The sequence below is a fragment of the Mycobacterium sp. MFM001 genome (genome assembly GCF_003402475.1).
GTDB lineage: Bacteria > Actinomycetota > Actinomycetes > Mycobacteriales > Mycobacteriaceae > Mycobacterium.
In genome coordinates, this window is sequence record NZ_BFAB01000004.1 from 43,768 (window position 1) to 60,104 (window position 16,337).

The following is a 16,337-nucleotide window of genomic DNA, read 5'->3' on the forward strand; positions in this document are numbered from 1 at the left end:
GTCAGAGCAGCTTTTTGATCAGCGGCTGCGGCTTTTCGGTGATGTCCGCGAGCGCGGCCACGTTGGCGCCCACGTCGTGGCTTTCCCGCTTGCTGATCACGTTGACGATGTGGTGAAACGGCTTCCATTTTTCGGGCGGGTCCAGGTACCAGGCGCCCAGCGCCGACGTCCACGCCGCCTGGTTGACCGTCTTCTGCTTCGCCTGGTGTGGATACTTGGCCAGAGCAACGGCGAACCACCAAGCGCCCGTACGGAATTTGACGATCAGCCGTCGGACCCAAAAGATCTCGTTCGGCACCAACCAGCGGATCTTGCGGAACTCCGGCGACAGCTTCTCGACGATGTCGAGCAAGCCGGGGACCTGGCTGCCGAGCAAAGCGTTGACGCGGAAGAAATCCGGCTCCAGATCTTGCAGGTTATGGGGCGCGACGGTCGCGGCGCTGACGCCCAAATCGAAGCAGATGTGGGCGTTCAGGCCGGTCATCATCTGCTGAATCATGGTTGCGTCGCTGTCCGCCTGCCCGACGAACGAGACCTCCCACGGCGCCGTCAGCTTGTGATAGGTGCGCGGATGGAAATAGGCGTTCAGAGCGTCGAAGTAGCGCTTGGCGAAAATCAGGTCGAACCGCTCCATCCGTTTCGGATCCTTGAACGCTCCGGTGTCGAGGCCGTGACGAACGGCGAAGGTCGCCCGTTTGTACAGCACGGCGAAGTAGCCGATGGTGCTATCGGCCTTGATCGACCAGTCGATGATCCGATCGAGATTGCGCGCGACGTCGTCGACGCTTCTGGGTTCCGGCAGGCGCGGCAATGGCCCCGGCGGGGGCGTGGTCAGGGGAACAGCCATGTGAGGGATTGTCACCACGCGCGCGAGAGCGGGCTAGGGTAGTCGGCTACCCGAACTGTGGCGAGCAAAGTGACAGGTCCAGGATTCGAACCTGGGTAGGCATACGCCGACGGATTTACAGTCCGGTCCCATTGGCGTTTGTTTCTTCAGGTTGCGATGGCACCCTGAAGACGCTCAGGTCAGCGCATCCAGTTTTGACCAACTTCCAGGAACGATCGGAATCAACCGCGGACTGGCTGCGCACTGGGCGCCCAGCTTCCTACGAGACCCCGGCTACCCTCCAGCCGCGGTCCGAGCACATTCCGAACTACGGGAGTCCCCGTCTGCTGACCGATGACCACGTTTATGAGGCTGTGTGAGGTTTTGTTGACCGCCACCACGTAATGCGCTTTGCGTACTGACTCCGATTGCGCAGGTTCTAGCGCACGATCACGCACATAACGGCTGACGGTCAGACCGCGAGCGGCGGCCTCTGCCTGGACAGTCTCTAACTCCTCTGAGGAAAGTCGGATGCTAATCATGGCGGCGCGCTGGCGCTTCTCTGACCGTCGCGCCGGAACTGGTAGCGGCTCATCTGCCCACTGATTCGGGTCGTCCATTGCCGCTTCGACTTGATCGCGGAGTGTTTCGCGCGCGGAACGCCCATCGCTGTCGCTCACCTTTAACTCCTCTGTCAGAACTTCCACTTGTTGATCTCCCAGTCTTCGCTATTGCGGGCCGAGATTGGTATGACCGCCAACCTAATCTCGTCATAAAGTACCGCGGCAGTGATAGGCCGGTTCGCTTTCGTTCGGCCGACCATCAGAAACGGGGCGTTGCGTCCCGGCTTCTTGTTGGGGACGAAACGACGCTCGTCGAAAAACACCTGCTCAAGCTCGACCAGCGATACGCCCTTGTTGGTGATGTGCATCTGATTGTCCTCGTCACCGAAGTCGATGAACTCTGCGTCCTCCGGCGACCTCATCACTCTCCCTCGGTGGCGGTCATACCGCCCTTCCTGCTATGGTATGACCATTACCATACCTGCTCGCATAGGATGAAGCCACATGGAACTGACCGCAGTCTTGTGCAATTACGCCGAGGCCCACGACAACCTGCTCTTTCTCACGGGCGGCGGTATTAACGCCGCCATCGTCCCCCCCGGGGCGCCCGGGCCGTACACGATCAATGTCGGCATCGGCCTGATCGTGGATGTCCCCTGGACTGCCACCAACCAGCAGCACACCGTCAAAGTGGTATTCCAAGACGCCGACGGGCACCCGGTTGAAGTACAACAAGGACCGGATCAGCGGGGTCCGTTCGAGGGTGAAATCGCGTTCAATGTTGGCCGGCCACCGCACCTCGAACCCGGGCAGAGTCAGTCCGTTTCGCTGGCCATCAACGTTGTCGGACTGACGATCGACGAATTGGGGCAATACATCTTCGCCGTCAGTATTGACGGGACCGAGATGCAGCGTTTGCACTACCGCGTGGCTGCGCAGCCGGGGATGACATTGACGCCAGGTGGGCCTATGCCGCCGCTCATGCGATAACTAGCGAAAGATCAAGCGGCACGCTTTCGCCTATCAGTCCTATGACGCAGCATGCCGTTCGAGGCCGCTACGACACGACTTTTCGCCCGCAGGCCGCCGACGCACGGGGAGCATGATCCCCGCGGCTGCTGTCCCGGCGCCGGCGCCAACGTGAAGGTGATTCAAAAGCTGCTCGGGCACAAGACGGCGACGCTGACGCTGGACCGCTGCTGGCACCTTTACCCCGACGATTTGACGCGATCGCGACCCCTTTCGACGCCTCCGCTCAAACTACTGGGGACTGGCTGAGGACTGGCCGAGGACTCAAACCGGTTGCACCGGTGTGAAATAGCCTCTGACATTGGTGGCAGGTCCAGGATTCGAACCTGGGTAGGCATACGCCGACGGATTTACAGTCCGCTCCCATTGGCCGCTCGGGCAACCTGCCTTGGTGCGACTAGCACCCTACAACGAGGATGTACTCAGGATACAAACGACCAAGCAACCAATCGAGAAGGGACGGATCCAATGGCGGATTCATCGTTCGACATCGTCAGCAAGGTCGATCGCCAGGAAGTCGACAACGCCCTCAATCAGGCCGCCAAGGAGCTGGCCACCCGGTTCGACTTCCGCGGCACCGACACCAAGATCGCCTGGAAAGGCGACGAGGCAATCGAGCTGACCAGTTCGACCGAGGAGCGCGTCAAGGCCGCCGTCGAGGTGTTCAAGGAGAAGCTGATCCGCCGCGACATCTCGTTAAAGGCCTTCGAGGCCGGCGAGCCGCAGGCCTCCGGCAAGACTTACAAGGTGACCGGGACGCTCAAGCAGGGCATTTCCAGCGAGAACGCCAAGAAGATCACCAAGCTGATCCGCGACGAGGGCCCCAAGAACGTCAAGAGCCAGATCCAGGGCGACGAGGTGCGGGTGTCCAGCAAGAAGCGCGACGACCTCCAGGCCGTCATCGCGATGCTCAAGAACGCCGACCTCGACGTAGCTTTACAGTTCGTCAACTACCGGTAGGACTGGTAGCTATGACCACTGTCGAGGACTTGGCCGTCGCGACGCAACGCGTTCGCCAGAGCGCGCAAGCCGTACGCGCCGCCCTGTCCTCGGTGGCGGCGTACAGCGAGCCCGCGATCGCTCGGGCCGTCCAAGCCGAACTCAACCTCTACGCACGCATCGAGGCGGAGTTCGGCTTGCTGACCAGCACCGAAGCCGGTAAACGGATGGGTTCGCGGTCGCGTGCCCCGCGCAATCTTGCTGCCAGCGCGCGCCGCAACAACCAACTGGTCGCCATACGTCGGGGCAACCATCTGGCCTACCCGGGGTTTCAGTTTGGACCGGACGGACAGCCCCTTGCCGTGATTGGTCGGCTGCGCAAAATCGCGGAAACCAACGACTGGTCGGAGACGGGCTTGGTGCAGTGGTTGTGCTCGCCGACGACGTACTTCGACGGCGACCGGCCCGTCGACCACCTCACCGAGGATCCAGACGGCGTCGCCGCAGTGGCAGCGGACGACATGGCCGTCGAGTGGTAAAGGCGCCACCCACTCCGTTCGAGCCAGCCATCGAGAAACTGCCCGCGGGACACCTGCTGCATGGCGTTTCACGGCGGTCGTCCCAGACCTGCCCGCAACCCTCGTGACGCTCTGGCCCAATCAACCGGTGGGTGCCTAGTCTGGTGACCACGACCACACCGTCGCCGGAAGCGAGGTTCGCGATGACCGTGACGCCCCAGGAGGCCCCCGAGACCGCCACCGCGCCCACCGACGGCGGACACTACGACGTCGTCATCATCGGCGCCGGCATCTCCGGGCTGGGCGCGGCGTATCGGCTCACCGAGCGCAACCCCGGGCTGAACTACGTGATCCTGGAGCGTCGCGAGCAGATCGGCGGCACCTGGGACCTCTTCCGCTACCCCGGCGTCCGCTCCGACAGCAGCATCTTCACGCTGTGCTTCCCCTACGAGCCGTGGACCCGCAAAGAAGGCGTGGCCGACGGCGTGCACATCCGCGAGTACCTGACCGAGACCGCGCACAAGTACGGCATCGACAAGCACATCCGGTTCAACAGCCATGTGCGCGCGGCGGACTGGGACTCCTCGACTGACACCTGGACCGTCACGGTCGAACAGGACGGCGCTGAGAAGACCTACCGCGGGCGCTTCGTGTTCTTCGGTTCCGGCTACTACAACTACGACGAGGGCTACACCCCGGAATTTCCGGGCATCGAAAAGTTCGGCGGCACCGTCGTGCATCCGCAGCACTGGCCGGAGGACCTCGACTACACCGGCAAGAAGATGGTGGTGATCGGTAGTGGCGCGACGGCGATTTCGCTGATCCCGTCGCTGACCGAGAAAGCCTCGAAAGTCACCATGCTGCAACGCTCCCCGACGTACATGTTCTCGGCGTCGAGGTACAGCTGGTTTGCCGACGGGCTGCGAAAGCTGTTGCCCCGCAAGTTTGCCCACCCAATTATCCGGCTGCGCAATGCGCTGTTCGAAGGCGCGATCTGGTTTTTGGCGCGCAAGACACCGGCGTTTATGAAGTGGTGGATCCGCCAGATCGCAGTTCGCAACCTGCCCAAGGGTTATGACGTCGACACGCATTTCAAGCCGCGGTACAACCCGTGGGATCAGCGGCTGTGCCTGATCCCCGACGCCGACCTCTATGTCGCGATCAGCGAAGGCCGCGCCGAGGTGGTTACCGACCACATCGACCACTTCGACGCCACCGGCATCGCGCTGAAATCTGGCGGGCACCTCGACGCCGACATCGTCGTCACCGCTACCGGTTTGCAGTTGCAGGCGCTCGGCGGCGTGACGGTGTCGCTGGACGGCGCAGAGATCAAGCCGCAAGACCGCTTCGTCTACAAGGCTCACATGCTCGAGGACGTGCCCAACCTGTTCTGGTGTGTGGGCTACACCAACGCGTCGTGGACGCTGCGCGCCGACATCACTGCCCGCGCGACGGCAAAACTGTTGGAGTACATGCGGACTCGCGGCTACACGCACGCCTACCCGCATCTCGGCGGCGAGCCGATGCCCGAAAAGCCGTCCTGGGACATCCAGGCCGGCTACGTACTGCGGTCGCTGCACGCCCTGCCGAAGTCGGGCACCAAGCGGCCGTGGAATGTGCGGCAGAACTACTTCGCCGATGCCATCGACTACCGGTTCGACCGGATCGACGAGGCGATGGTGTTTGGTCGGTGTCGACAGTCACAAGTTGCTTGAAACCGACACCGTTGGTTGGGCATTATTAAGGAATGCTAAGCACACGGAAGTTCGTCAGATCGATGGTCGTTGCGGCTGCTGCCGCGACAGCGATCGCGGCCGGACCGATGGCCGTGTTGTCTTCAACTGCACCGGTTTCCGACCAGGTCGTCGTTGCCGATCCTGGCGGTACGCAGGGCGGCGGCGGCCCCGACGGTCAGGGCGGTGGCGGCGGCTGCGGCAGCGGTCCGGGCTGGAACGGCTGCGGCGGCTGGAACCCCTTCCAGGGCGGCACGTTCAACGGCTGCTCCAACGGAGTGTGCGGTGGCTGGGACGGCCAGCGCGGCTGGGGCCACCTCTAAACTCAGCCGCCGGCGATCTCGTCGGTGATGTCGTGCCAACCGCTGTCGTTGCGGTGGTCGTTCATATTGCGGCACTCCCCGAACAGCTCGATACTGCCGCCGTTGGAGGGGGCTGGCCCCATCGTGATCGTGATGTTGCCTTTGTGCAGATTCTCCCCATGCGGCTGCATGCCGGGCGCAGCACCACTAGCCCAGCCGGGCTGCTTGGACATCGTCGAGCTGATTTGCCGGAAAAAGGCGTTGCGATCAGTACCTTCTGGAATGTCGAACGTCATGTCGACGCGACCGTGGTAGGGCGGGTCACCCTGGTCGTTGCACCACTCCCAGGCGAACGTCGCATAGGTGACGTGCAAGCCGGTGGCTTTGACGATTTCCTTGGCCGGGTCGACTACCTGGGCTCGGGCCTGCTCGTCGGAAAGCGGCGCGACGTCGGGTGAGGCGCGGTGCCGGGATGGAAACATCTGCGAGCATCCTCCTAGGACTAGGACCAGGGTAAAGGCAACCAGCAGCGGCCACTGCCGCCGAAGGTGGCTAATTCGGTTTGTAGTCATGACCAAGCGTTCCGGGTCGGTCCCATTCGGGGTCGTAGATCGGTGATTCGAGTTTCGGTACGGGGATGTTGCCGAACGGAGTATGCACCTGGCCCGTGGTGACGGGCGGTACGTCGACCCGCGGTTTGGCCAGCAGTCCTTCGTTTCCCAGGTTGTCGCCGTGACCGGTGGCGATGTCGGTCATGCTGCGCAGCGATTCGCTGCCCATGTGGTAGTAGAACGAATGGTCGCTCGGGTTGAGGTGGGTGGTGCCCGGGACTTCGGCCTGGAAGCGCGTTGCTCCGAAACCGTCATGCGCGGGGTCCGCGCCCAACCCGGCCGAGGATCCGAGTGGGTGGCCCAACATGTCGTTGAGCGGGTTCGTCAAGCTGTGGCCTTCGCCGATCCAGCCGACGGGATCGGTGGAGGCGTCGCCGACGTAGAGCTTGCCGCCGTTGAGATGGAAATCGGCGGCGCTGTGCGCCATATCGGTTCCGGGGCAACCCAATAGCACGGCGTCGTTGGCGCGCATGCCGCTGTTTGCGAAAGCGTCGGCCACCGTTGTCGAGCCGTAGGAATGTCCAATCACGGTGACATGCTGCGGAATTCCACTGTCGTGTGTCACCCCCAAACTGTTGACGTCCCAGGCCAGCAGATCGCCACCCGCTCTCGCCAGTCCCGGGTTGGCAATGTTGGGATCGGTGAAGTCGGCGGGAGTGTCATAGCCCATCCACGCGATCACCGCGGTGGGATGGTCCGGATCCGCGTAGTAGGACTGCTTCCATAGGTTGATCGCATCGTTGTGACCGTCGGAGAGCCAACCGCCCTTCACACTGCTGCTGGTACCCGGCACGATCACCGCGGTGTTCGGCGATTTGTCAGGATTGCCGATCGCGATCGCCGCCTTGCCTTTACCGTTGAACGCGGTGGGGTCGTACGCCCACAGCATGGTGGGCCGAAGGTGCCGCGCCGCCTTCTCCTCGTCGCTGATCTCGCTGTAGCGGCGGTGGTCCTTGCTGGTGTCGATGCCGAGATCGTGCAGCAGGCCCTCTTGCGTCTTCTGCGCATTCTGATAGCGGGTGATGTCGTTGGCCGAAAGCCCATAGCGCCCTGGGTCTTTCACAACATCGGCCGGCGACACCCCATGCTGTTGTGCGGTGTGTTCGACCCGGTTGAGATCGTCGTCCATCACCTGCACGTTGACCTTGTCGCGCACATCGGCCGGAATACCGTTGAGGTTGCCCAGGATCGGCGGATGCTGAGCGATCAGCGCTTGCCGCTGCCCGTCGGTCAGCGAATCCCACCACTTCTTGACGCCCTCCGGGCTGGTGTCCTGCGAAGGGATCTGAATGTCCTGCCCCGACACCTTGACCGGTGGATTGGGAATCGACGAGCCGCACGCCTCCGCAATAGCCGCCGCGGTGGATTGGTCGGTCTCATCGAACACCTGCAGGAGCTTCTGAAGAAACTTCGTGAACTTCTCCGCCAGCCCGTTCAAGAACCTGCCCACCAGCCACTGGTGTGGCTTCACGACACCGTCATCGCTGACCGAGAAACCCATCATCTGCAGGCTCTCGACCAAGTCGAGGATGGCTTTGCGCAGGGCCGACAGTTGGTCTCCGCCGTTTTGCAGCGCCGACTGCAGTTCCTGCAGCCTGGTGTGGAACCGCTCCTGCTTGCCCAGGATCTGCAGACCCTTTGCGATCGCGGCCTGCGCGGCGTCGCCCTGCCAGGATTGCTGAAGATAGGACAGCTCTTCGCGCTCGCCGGCCATGATGGTTTCCAGCTGGGTGATCTTGCCGCCCAAGGCACTGGCAGCATCGAGCAGCTTCTCGGGGTGCGACGCCCTCACGGTCGAAACCGATACGCTCACGTCGCTAGATCTCCCCGGCCCGGCGTCGAACTGCAGGTTTTCTGAAGTTACCACTGGTTTGGCGGGTGCCGACGCAGCAATTTCCGCGACTGGCACCAACGCGGCGATCCCGGCAATACGCTCATCGCCATGGCAGCTTTGCGCGAACCGAAGGTCGTCGTCCTGGGCGGCGGTTCCTGGGGCACCACCGTCGCGTCCATCTGCGCCCGTCGCGGACCGACGCTGCAGTGGGTGCGCTCGGAGGAGACCGCCAAGGACATCAACGACAACCACCGCAACACCCGCTACCTGGGCGACGACGCGGTGCTCAGCGACACCCTGCGCGCCACCACCGACTTCTCCGAGGCCGCCAACGCCGCCGACGTCGTCGTGATGGGAGTGCCGTCGCACGGGTTCCGCGGGGTGCTGACCGAACTGGCCGCCGAGCTGCGGCCGTGGGTGCCGGTGGTGTCGCTGGTCAAGGGCCTCGAGCAGGGCACGAACATGCGGATGTCGCAGATCATCGACGAGGTGCTGCCCGGCCATCCGGCCGGCATCCTGGCCGGCCCGAACATCGCGCGCGAGGTGGGCGAGGGGTACGCGGCGGCGGCTGTCTTGGCGATGCCCGATCACCACCTGGCCGCCCGGCTCGCAGAGTTGTTCCGCACCAGGCGTTTTCGGGTGTACACCACCGACGACGTGATCGGTGTCGAGATGGCGGGTGCGCTGAAGAACGTCTACGCGATCGCCGTCGGCATGGGTTACTCGCTGGGCATCGGCGAGAACACCCGCGCACTGGTGATGGCCCGGTCCGTGCGCGAGATGTCCAAACTGGGCGAGGCGATGGGCGGGCAGCGCGACACCTTCTCCGGCCTGGCCGGCATGGGCGATCTGATCGTCACCTGCACCAGCCAGCGCAGCCGTAACCGCCACGTCGGCGAGCAGCTCGGCGCGGGCAAGCCGATCGACGAGATCATCTCGTCGATGAACCAGGTGGCCGAGGGCGTCAAAGCGGCCAGCGTGATCATGGAGTTCGCCGACAAGTACGGGCTGAACATGCCGATCGCCCGCGAGGTCGACGCGGTGATCAACCACGGCTCCAGCGTCGAGCAGGCCTACCGCGGGCTGACCGCCGAAAAACCCGGACACGAGGTGCACGGCGCCGGGTTCTAAGGCGCCGCCTGCAAAGTTTTGTGTTCTCTATGTGTCGGGCTGTGCGGTTGAGACATTGATCGCTCGGTAAGTATTCTTGCGCTTGGCAATTGGACGTTGTGCGTCAAGTTTTACGTCGTCGCAACCTTCGAACCAGAAGTGTTAACCCGCGCGTCGTTACGCTCCACCTACACGAATGATTGTGCCGGATAAGGAAGTTGAGGCGTCAACGATGCGGTCAGTGAGCGTGCTCGCCGTCGTTGTCTGCCTGCTCGCGGGTGTCATCGGATGCGGATTGGGCCGGGCAGTGGCCGACACACCGCAGCCCCCGCTGACATCACACCAGCTTCCCGACCATGACGTTGCTCACGCGTCGTCGTCCACAATTCACAAACAGTTCCACGTTTCGGCGCTCCGCCGTAGCCGGCTGGCGACATGGCTGCCACCGCTGCCGTTGTCGCCGTCGCCGGTTTCCTTGCCCTCCTCCCTGTATCGGTTTGGTGTGACCAGCTTCTGTCAGCCGGTCACATCTCTTGCGGGTCGAGAACGGTTGGCCCAGTTCTGCGTAGCCAGACACTGATCGTCGTCGCACGCCAGACATCGCCCGCCAACCGAACGGCAAGGACATTTCACACTTTATGATTCAGCGCGCCAAAAATGCGATGCGACAAGTCAACTCAGGTCAACCCAAGCCCATGTTCGACGGCGAGGTGCGACTGTCCTGGGTGCTGGCCTGGCTTGCCGGCCTGGTGGGGGCGGTGGCGTTCACCCACTCCGCTGGATACTTCGTGACATTCATGACCGGCAACACCGAACGCGCCATGGTCGGGTTCTTCATCGACGAACCCTGGCTGTCGATATCCGCGGGGCTGTTGCTGATGTGCTTCCTCAGCGGCGTGATCGTCGGGTCGTTGTGCCGCCGACACATCTGGGGCGCACACCCGCACGGCCCGACCGTGCTGACGACGGTCTGCCTGCTGGCCGCCACGTTCGTCGACGCCATGCTGGACGGGTGGTCGACCGGTGGAGTCTCCTTTGTGCCAATCCTGTTGATTGCCTTCGGTATTGGCGCATTGAACACGACGTTCGTCAAGAACGGCGAGGTGTCGATCGCGCTGAGCTACGTGACCGGGACGGTGGTGAAACTGGGCCAGGGCATCGAGCGCCACCTCAGCGGAGGCTCGGCGGCCGACTGGTTGGGGCATTTTCTGCTGTACGCCAGTTTTCTCACCGGCGCCGCGACGGGCGGGTGCATCAGCCTGGTGGTCAGCGGTTCACAGATGCTCGCCGTGGCCGCGGTGGTGTGTGCTTTGACCACCGGGTACGCCTGGTTTTACGCCGACCGGCGCGTCAAGCAACAGCGCAGTTACGTGAACACCGCCTGACTCAACCGCGCGCCATTGCCTCGAGCCGGCGAATGCGGTCCTCGATCGGCGGGTGCGTGGAGAACAGCGAGCCGATCCGCTCGCCCGCCCGGAACGGGTTGGCGATCATCAGGTGAGCCTGGCTGGCCAGCTGGGGCTCCGGCGGCAGCGGGGCCGCCTGCACGCCGCCGGAGATCTTGCGCAGTGCCGACGCCAACGCCAGCGGGTCGCCGGTCAGCACCGCACCGGACTCGTCGGCCTGGTACTCGCGCGAGCGGGACACGGCCAGCCGCACCACCGTCGCCGCGATCGGACCCAACAACGAAACCAACAGGATCGCAAAGGGATTGCCGCCGTCGCGGTTACCGCCGCCGAACATTCCGGCGAACATCGCCATGTTGGCCAGCGCGGTGATCACCGACGCCAGCGCGCCGGCCACACACGAGATCAAGATGTCGCGGTTGTAGACGTGCGAGAGCTCGTGGCCCAGTACAGCCCGCAGCTCGCGCTCGTCGAGCAGGCGCAGGATTCCGGTGGTACAGCACACCGCGGCATTGCGCGGGTTGCGACCGGTGGCGAACGCGTTGGGCGCCGCAGTGTCGCTGATGAACAGGCGCGGCATCGGCTGGTGCGCGCCGGTGGCCAGCTCGCGCACGATCCGGTACATCGCTGGCGCCTGCACCTCCGACACCGGCTGGGCGTGCATGGCCCGCAAAGCCAACTTGTCGCTGTTGAAATACGTGTAGGCGTTCATCCCGACGGCGAAGAGCACCGCCAGCCACATCATCGTCTTCCCGAACAGCGCACCGACGAACACGATCAGCGCCGACATACCCACCAACAGCGCGAACGTCTTGAACCTGTTGGCGTGCGGATGCCAGGTCATCAGCTTCCTCCTCGGAACACGGGGTTCTTGCTGATTAAACGCCGGCGTGGACCCGAGAGGTTCCGGATCAGCCGTGCCGGTTGATGGTGTAGTCGACCAGCGTGGCCAGCGCGTGCCGTCCGGGCAGGTCGGGCAGGGCGGCCAGCTCGTCGCGGGCCTGCGCCGCGTACCGCGCCACGGTGTCCTTGGCCTTCGCCATGCCCGACGACGCCCGCAGAAGCGTCAACGCCTCGGCCAGCACCGCGTCGTCGGTAACGGGGCCGGCCAGCAACTCGCGCAGCCGGTCGGCGTCCGGCCCGGTCTCGCGCAGCGCGTAGAGCACCGGCAGTGTGTGCACCCCTTCGCGCAGGTCGGTGCCGGGCAGCTTGCCGGACTCGTCGGGGTCGCTGTCGATGTCGATGATGTCGTCGGAGATCTGGAAGGCGGTGCCGACGATGCCGCCGAGCCGGTCCAGCCGCTCGATCTGGTCCTCGTCGGCGCCGGAGAACATGGCGCCGAACCGCCCGGCCGCGCCGATCAGGCAGGCCGTCTTTTCGTGCACGACCTTCAGGTAGTGCTCGATCGGGTCGGCGCTGTTGGCGGCGCCGCGCGTCTCGCGCATCTGCCCAGTGACCAGTTGGGCGAACGTCTCGGCGATGACCCGCACCGCTTGCGGGCCCAGCCGTGATACCAGCCGCGAGGCCGTCGCAAACAGGTAGTCGCCGGCCAGGATTGCGACGTTGTTGCTCCAGCGCGCGTTGGCGCTCTGCGCGCCGCGGCGGACCTGCGCCTCGTCCATCACGTCGTCGTGGTAGAGCGTCGCCAGGTGCACCAGCTCGATGACCGCGCCGGCGATGGTCACCTCTTGGGCGTCCGGGTGGGGGCCCAACTGCGCGGACAGCACGGTGAACAGGGGGCGGAACCGCTTGCCGCCGGCCTCGAACAGATGCAGCACGGCCTCGGTCATCAGGTCGTCGGCGCCGCGCAGTTCGGTCTCCATCAGGCGCTCGATGCGATCCACACCGTCACGCACGTCGGCGGCGAATTCGGCGTCGCCCAAGTCCACGCCCGCCACCACAGTCGCCGGAGTTCTCACCCAACCAACATACTGGTGAGCATGGGGACCAGGGCGGACGTGGTGGTCGTCGGCGCCGGACCGGCCGGATCGGCGGCGGCGGCCTGGGCCGCCCGGGCGGGCCGCGACGTGCTGGTGATCGACGCGGCGAGCTTCCCCCGCGACAAGGCCTGCGGCGACGGGCTGACCCCGCGGGCGGTCGCCGAACTGGAGCGGCTTGGGCTGGGCGAGTGGCTGGATGCGCGGATCAGGCATCGCGGCTTGCGGATGAGCGGTTTCGGCGGCGCGGTAGAGGTGGACTGGCCCGGGCCGTCGTTTCCGTCGACGGGCAGCGCGGTGGCGCGGGTCGAGCTGGACGACCGTGTGCGCAAGGTCGCCGAGGATTCCGGCGCGCGGATGTTGCTGGGCGTCAAAGCCGTTGGGGTGCACCATGATTCAGCTGGCCGGGTGGCGTCGGTGGTGTTGGCTGACGGTTCTACGGTGGACTGCCGTTCGTTGATCGTGGCCGACGGCGCCCGTTCTCCGCTGGGCCGCGTGCTGGGGCGGCGCTGGCATCAGGAGACGGTGTACGGCATTGCCGCTCGCGGGTATCTGGCCACGCCACGCAGCGACGAGCCGTGGCTGACGTCGCATCTGGAGCTGCGCTCCCCCGACGGCGCGGTACTGCCCGGCTACGGCTGGATTTTCCCGCTGGGCAACGGCGAGGTGAACATCGGCGTCGGCGCGCTGTCGACCTCGAAGCGGCCGGCCGACCTGGCGTTGAAACCGCTGATGTCCTATTACACCGATCTGCGCCGCGACGAGTGGGGCTTTGTCGGGCAGCCGCGGGCCATCTCGTCGGCGCTGCTGCCCATGGGCGGTGCGGTGTCGGGGGTGGCCGGGCCGAACTGGATGCTGATCGGCGACGCCGCGGCGTGCGTCAACCCGTTGAACGGCGAGGGCATCGATTACGGGCTGGAAACCGGGCGGCTGGCGGTCGACCTGCTGGGTTCAGCTGAGCGGTGGCCGTCGGTGCTGCAGTCGCATTACGGACGCGGGTTTTCGGTGGCGCGCAGGCTGGCGTTGTTGTTGACGTTCCCGCGGTTCCTGCCGTCGACGGGGCCGTTTGCGATGCGCTCTGCGCGGCTGATGAGCATCGCCGTGCGGGTGATGGGCAACCTGGTCACCGACGACGACGCCGACTTTGTCGCGCGGGCATGGCGCGCCGGCGGGCGGGCGTCGCGGTTGGCGGACCGCCGCAAGCCTTTTGGTTGAGTCACCTTCGCCGCGAGCGTGCCCATATCAATCCTATTGACATATATCAGTCCGCTTGATATGCATGGGTGATGACTGAACCCCTGGACTTCGAATTCGAATCGGCCTACCGCGGCGAATCCGCGCAATTCGGCCCGGGCGCTAAACCGCCCTGGAGCATCGGCGAACCACAACCCGAACTGGCCGCGCTGATCGAGGCCGGCAAGTTCCACGGCGAGGTGCTCGACGTCGGGTGCGGCGAGGCCGCCATCTCGCTTCACCTCGCCGAGCGCGGCTACACCACCGTGGGTATCGACCTGTCCCCCACCGCAATCGAGTTGGCCTGGCGGGAGGCCCGTAACCGCGGCCTGACCAACGCCAGTTTCGACGTGGCCGACATCAGCTCGTTCAGCGGCTATGACGGCAGGTTCGACACCATCGTCGACTCCACGCTGTTCCACTCGATTCCGGTCGAGGCGCGCGACGGTTACCAGCAATCGATCGTGCGCGCCGCCGCGCCCGGGGCGTCGTATTTCGTGCTGGTCTTCGACAAGGCGGCGATGCCCAATGGTCCGGCCAACGCCGTCACCGCCGACGAACTGCGGGCGGTGGTCTCGAAGTACTGGGTGATCGACGAGATCAAGCCGGCCCGCCTCTACGCCAACGCGCCCGAAGGCTCGACCGACTTGTCGGCGTTGATGGGCGCCGACTTTCGACCCGAACCCAACGGCCGCATGTCGGTAGCCGGCTGGCTGTTGTCGGCGCACCTGGGGTGATCCGATGACCGATCCGAAGCCCCCACGCTGGCTGAAGCTGACCAACAGGGTCATGATCGCGATGCAAAAGCTCGGCATCCCAACGGGTCCGCCGATGGTGTTGACTGTGCCCGGACGCAAGACCGGTCAGCCGCGCAGCACGCCGATGACACCGTTCACGTTGGACGGCCACCTGTACACCGTCGCGGGATATCCGGGCGCCGACTGGGTGCGCAACGCCCGAGCCGCCGGCTCGGGAATCCTTGCCAAAGGCCGAAAGTCGCGGCGCGTCAACATCGTCGAGCTGCCGCCAGAGCAGGCCCGGCCGGTGTTGCGAGCGTTTCCGGTCGAGGTGCCGATCGGTGTCAGCTTCCTCAAGCGCGCCGGCCTGGTTCGCGAAGGCACCCCGGACGAAGTCGAGGCGTTGGCCGGCCGGATTGCGGTATTCCGCCTCGATCCGGCGCTCTGATGCACACCGCCTACCTGGTCGTGACGCTGATCGCGATCGTGGCCAACGGGTTTTCCGGCGTGGCCGCGCTGGCCCACTTCGCGCCGATCATTCCCGGTATGGAAGCAGCAGGCGTGCCGCTGTCCTGGCTGACGTTTCCGATCGGCACGCTCAAAACGCTTGGCGCACTGGGACTTGTTGTGGGCCTGTGGGTTCCGGCGATCGGCCTAGCTGCCGCTGGCGGGTTGATCGTCTTTTTCGTCTGCGCGATGTACACCCACGTGCTAGCTAACGATATCTCCGCGCAATTCGGGCTGGCGTCGCTGTTCCTGGGGCTCAACGCGGCGACGTTCGCGTTGACGCTTGCTGTAATGCGCTGAGCGTGGGGGTTATGGACGGAAAACCGCGAAATCGTGTGCATAAGGCCCACGCTCGGCGGGAGTGCTCACGCTTTGAAAGCCGCGTGAAGCGCGACGATGCCGCCAGTCAGGTTGCGCCAGCGCACCGCTGACCAACCGGTGCGGGAAATCTGGCGCGCGAGCGTCGGCTGGTCGGGCCAGGCCCGGATCGATTCGGCGAGGTAGACATACGCCTCCGGGTTGCTCGACACCGCGCGGGCGACCCGCGGCAGCGCTTGCATCAGGTATTCCTTGTACACCGTGGCGAAGACTGCGTTTGTGGGAGTGGCGAATTCGCACACCACCAGCCGACCGCCGGGGCGGGTGACCCGCGCCATTTCCCGCAGCGCCGCCTCGCGGTCGGCGATGTTGCGCAGCCCGAAGCTGATCGTCACCGCGTCGAACATGTTGTCGCCGAACGGAAGTCGAGTCGCGTCCGCGGCGACCTTGGGTACTCGCCTGCCTCTGCCCGCCGCGAGCATCCCGACCGAGAAGTCCGCCGCCACACACCACGCTCCGGAGCGCACCAGCTCCACCGTCGACACCGCGGTGCCGGCGGCCAGGTCCAGCACCTTCTCCCCCGCGGACAGCCGCAGCGCCGACCGGGTGGCGCGCCGCCAGTACCGGTCCTGGCCCAGGGAGAGCACCGTGTTGGTCAGGTCGTAGCGGCGGGCAACGCCGTCGAACATCGACGCCACCTCACGCGGGTCTTTGTCCAGGGTCGCGCGGCTCAC

At 65.0% G+C, this 16,337-nt stretch carries 19 protein-coding genes and 1 tRNA gene; 11 read left to right on the forward strand and 9 right to left on the reverse strand.

What is annotated here, in order from left to right:
• Position 1: 1 nt before the first annotated feature.
• From MFM001_RS08250 to MFM001_RS08255, 3 genes are all read right to left on the reverse strand, one after another.
• Positions 2 to 811 (reverse strand): DUF5995 family protein, encoded by an 810-nt coding sequence (locus MFM001_RS08250; RefSeq protein WP_142760683.1) that lies wholly within the window; start codon positions 809 to 811, stop codon positions 2 to 4.
• 257 nt (positions 812 to 1,068) lie between these two features.
• A complete protein-coding gene (locus tag MFM001_RS25170) occupies positions 1,069 to 1,446 on the reverse strand; it encodes a hypothetical protein (RefSeq protein ID WP_371685518.1) in 378 nt (125 codons plus the stop codon).
• Positions 1,447 to 1,520: 74 nt separating this feature from the next.
• Complete coding sequence (locus MFM001_RS08255) at positions 1,521 to 1,811, reverse strand: hypothetical protein (protein ID WP_116374791.1); 291 nt, start codon at positions 1,809 to 1,811, stop codon at positions 1,521 to 1,523.
• Positions 1,812 to 1,893: 82 nt separating this feature from the next.
• Here MFM001_RS08255 and MFM001_RS08260 point away from each other — a divergent pair, with 82 nt between their 5' ends.
• Positions 1,894 to 2,379: a hypothetical protein gene (locus tag MFM001_RS08260; protein WP_116374792.1), complete on the forward strand. Its 486-nt coding sequence runs from the start codon at positions 1,894 to 1,896 to the stop codon at positions 2,377 to 2,379.
• 341 nt (positions 2,380 to 2,720) lie between these two features.
• On the opposite strand, the gene MFM001_RS08270 is transcribed toward MFM001_RS08260, so the two are convergent.
• A tRNA-Tyr gene (locus tag MFM001_RS08270) sits at positions 2,721 to 2,806 on the reverse strand.
• 80 nt (positions 2,807 to 2,886) lie between these two features.
• Between MFM001_RS08270 and MFM001_RS08275 the strand changes: the two genes are divergently transcribed.
• From MFM001_RS08275 to MFM001_RS08290, 4 genes are all read left to right on the forward strand, one after another.
• The gene (locus MFM001_RS08275; RefSeq protein WP_116374794.1) at positions 2,887 to 3,378 is read left to right on the forward strand and encodes a YajQ family cyclic di-GMP-binding protein; all 492 of its coding nucleotides are present in this window, start codon (positions 2,887 to 2,889) and stop codon (positions 3,376 to 3,378) included.
• Between the two features lie 11 nt (positions 3,379 to 3,389).
• The gene (locus tag MFM001_RS08280; RefSeq protein ID WP_116374795.1) at positions 3,390 to 3,896 is read left to right on the forward strand and encodes a hypothetical protein; all 507 of its coding nucleotides are present in this window, start codon (positions 3,390 to 3,392) and stop codon (positions 3,894 to 3,896) included.
• A gap of 182 nt (positions 3,897 to 4,078) precedes the next feature.
• Positions 4,079 to 5,590: an NAD(P)/FAD-dependent oxidoreductase gene (locus MFM001_RS08285; RefSeq protein ID WP_116375065.1), complete on the forward strand. Its 1,512-nt coding sequence runs from the start codon at positions 4,079 to 4,081 to the stop codon at positions 5,588 to 5,590.
• 32 nt (positions 5,591 to 5,622) lie between these two features.
• Positions 5,623 to 5,931 carry a hypothetical protein gene (locus tag MFM001_RS08290; RefSeq protein WP_192886887.1) on the forward strand — a complete coding sequence of 103 codons (309 nt, stop codon included), beginning with the start codon at positions 5,623 to 5,625 and terminating at the stop codon, positions 5,929 to 5,931.
• A 2-nt stretch (positions 5,932 to 5,933) separates the two neighbouring features.
• On the opposite strand, the gene MFM001_RS08295 is transcribed toward MFM001_RS08290, so the two are convergent.
• Together MFM001_RS08295 and MFM001_RS08300 are read right to left on the reverse strand one after the other, a co-directional pair.
• Complete coding sequence (locus MFM001_RS08295; protein WP_116374797.1) at positions 5,934 to 6,392, reverse strand: hypothetical protein; 459 nt, start codon at positions 6,390 to 6,392, stop codon at positions 5,934 to 5,936.
• A 70-nt stretch (positions 6,393 to 6,462) separates the two neighbouring features.
• A complete protein-coding gene (locus MFM001_RS08300) occupies positions 6,463 to 8,334 on the reverse strand; it encodes an alpha/beta hydrolase (RefSeq protein ID WP_116374798.1) in 1,872 nt (623 codons plus the stop codon).
• Between the two features lie 129 nt (positions 8,335 to 8,463).
• Between MFM001_RS08300 and MFM001_RS08305 the strand changes: the two genes are divergently transcribed.
• The gene (locus MFM001_RS08305) at positions 8,464 to 9,486 is read left to right on the forward strand and encodes an NAD(P)H-dependent glycerol-3-phosphate dehydrogenase (protein ID WP_116374799.1); all 1,023 of its coding nucleotides are present in this window, start codon (positions 8,464 to 8,466) and stop codon (positions 9,484 to 9,486) included.
• A gap of 674 nt (positions 9,487 to 10,160) precedes the next feature.
• Entirely contained in the window at positions 10,161 to 10,850 is a 690-nt protein-coding gene (locus MFM001_RS08310) for a YoaK family protein (protein WP_116375066.1), read from the forward strand.
• Between the two features lies 1 nt (position 10,851).
• Here MFM001_RS08310 and htpX read toward each other — a convergent pair whose 3' ends face one another.
• Positions 10,852 to 11,715, reverse strand: coding sequence for a zinc metalloprotease HtpX (gene htpX / locus MFM001_RS08315; RefSeq protein ID WP_116374800.1), 864 nt, complete (start codon positions 11,713 to 11,715; stop codon positions 10,852 to 10,854).
• 67 nt (positions 11,716 to 11,782) lie between these two features.
• Positions 11,783 to 12,790 (reverse strand): nonaprenyl/(2E,6E)-farnesyl/geranylgeranyl diphosphat synthase, encoded by a 1,008-nt coding sequence (grcC1, locus tag MFM001_RS08320; protein ID WP_116374801.1) that lies wholly within the window; start codon positions 12,788 to 12,790, stop codon positions 11,783 to 11,785.
• Positions 12,791 to 12,811: 21 nt separating this feature from the next.
• Here grcC1 and menJ point away from each other — a divergent pair, with 21 nt between their 5' ends.
• From menJ to MFM001_RS08340, 4 genes are all read left to right on the forward strand, one after another.
• On the forward strand, positions 12,812 to 14,023 hold the full coding sequence (menJ, locus tag MFM001_RS08325; protein WP_371685438.1) for a menaquinone reductase: 1,212 nt from the start codon (positions 12,812 to 12,814) through the stop codon (positions 14,021 to 14,023).
• Positions 14,024 to 14,094: 71 nt separating this feature from the next.
• Positions 14,095 to 14,778: a class I SAM-dependent methyltransferase gene (locus MFM001_RS08330; protein ID WP_116374803.1), complete on the forward strand. Its 684-nt coding sequence runs from the start codon at positions 14,095 to 14,097 to the stop codon at positions 14,776 to 14,778.
• 4 nt (positions 14,779 to 14,782) lie between these two features.
• On the forward strand, positions 14,783 to 15,226 hold the full coding sequence (locus MFM001_RS08335; RefSeq protein ID WP_116374804.1) for a nitroreductase family deazaflavin-dependent oxidoreductase: 444 nt from the start codon (positions 14,783 to 14,785) through the stop codon (positions 15,224 to 15,226).
• The gene (locus MFM001_RS08340) at positions 15,226 to 15,585 is read left to right on the forward strand and encodes a DoxX family protein (RefSeq protein WP_116374805.1); all 360 of its coding nucleotides are present in this window, start codon (positions 15,226 to 15,228) and stop codon (positions 15,583 to 15,585) included. The genes MFM001_RS08335 and MFM001_RS08340 overlap by 1 nt, the downstream gene beginning before the upstream one ends.
• Positions 15,586 to 15,650: 65 nt before the next feature.
• Here the strand turns inward: MFM001_RS08340 and MFM001_RS08345 are convergent, their stop codons facing one another.
• Complete coding sequence (locus MFM001_RS08345) at positions 15,651 to 16,337, reverse strand: demethylmenaquinone methyltransferase (RefSeq protein WP_116374806.1); 687 nt, start codon at positions 16,335 to 16,337, stop codon at positions 15,651 to 15,653.

Bases quoted from the DNA above. Each gene is read 5' to 3' on its own strand.
- menJ (WP_371685438.1), top strand. From the start codon at position 12,812: ATGGGGACCAGGGCGGACGTGGTGGTCGTCGGCGCCGGACCGGCCGGA.
- MFM001_RS08330 (WP_116374803.1), top strand. From the start codon at position 14,095: ATGACTGAACCCCTGGACTTCGAATTCGAATCGGCCTACCGCGGCGAA.
- MFM001_RS08310 (WP_116375066.1), top strand. From the start codon at position 10,161: ATGTTCGACGGCGAGGTGCGACTGTCCTGGGTGCTGGCCTGGCTTGCC.
- MFM001_RS08280 (WP_116374795.1), top strand. From the start codon at position 3,390: ATGACCACTGTCGAGGACTTGGCCGTCGCGACGCAACGCGTTCGCCAG.
- MFM001_RS08285 (WP_116375065.1), top strand. From the start codon at position 4,079: ATGACCGTGACGCCCCAGGAGGCCCCCGAGACCGCCACCGCGCCCACC.
- MFM001_RS08275 (WP_116374794.1), top strand. From the start codon at position 2,887: ATGGCGGATTCATCGTTCGACATCGTCAGCAAGGTCGATCGCCAGGAA.
- MFM001_RS08290 (WP_192886887.1), top strand. From the start codon at position 5,623: ATGCTAAGCACACGGAAGTTCGTCAGATCGATGGTCGTTGCGGCTGCT.
- MFM001_RS08335 (WP_116374804.1), top strand. From the start codon at position 14,783: ATGACCGATCCGAAGCCCCCACGCTGGCTGAAGCTGACCAACAGGGTC.
- MFM001_RS08295 (WP_116374797.1), bottom strand. From the start codon at position 6,392: ATGTTTCCATCCCGGCACCGCGCCTCACCCGACGTCGCGCCGCTTTCC.
- MFM001_RS08260 (WP_116374792.1), top strand. From the start codon at position 1,894: ATGGAACTGACCGCAGTCTTGTGCAATTACGCCGAGGCCCACGACAAC.
- MFM001_RS25170 (WP_371685518.1), bottom strand. From the start codon at position 1,446: ATGGACGACCCGAATCAGTGGGCAGATGAGCCGCTACCAGTTCCGGCG.
- MFM001_RS08305 (WP_116374799.1), top strand. From the start codon at position 8,464: ATGGCAGCTTTGCGCGAACCGAAGGTCGTCGTCCTGGGCGGCGGTTCC.
- MFM001_RS08340 (WP_116374805.1), top strand. From the start codon at position 15,226: ATGCACACCGCCTACCTGGTCGTGACGCTGATCGCGATCGTGGCCAAC.
- MFM001_RS08255 (WP_116374791.1), bottom strand. From the start codon at position 1,811: ATGAGGTCGCCGGAGGACGCAGAGTTCATCGACTTCGGTGACGAGGAC.
- htpX (WP_116374800.1), bottom strand. From the start codon at position 11,715: ATGACCTGGCATCCGCACGCCAACAGGTTCAAGACGTTCGCGCTGTTG.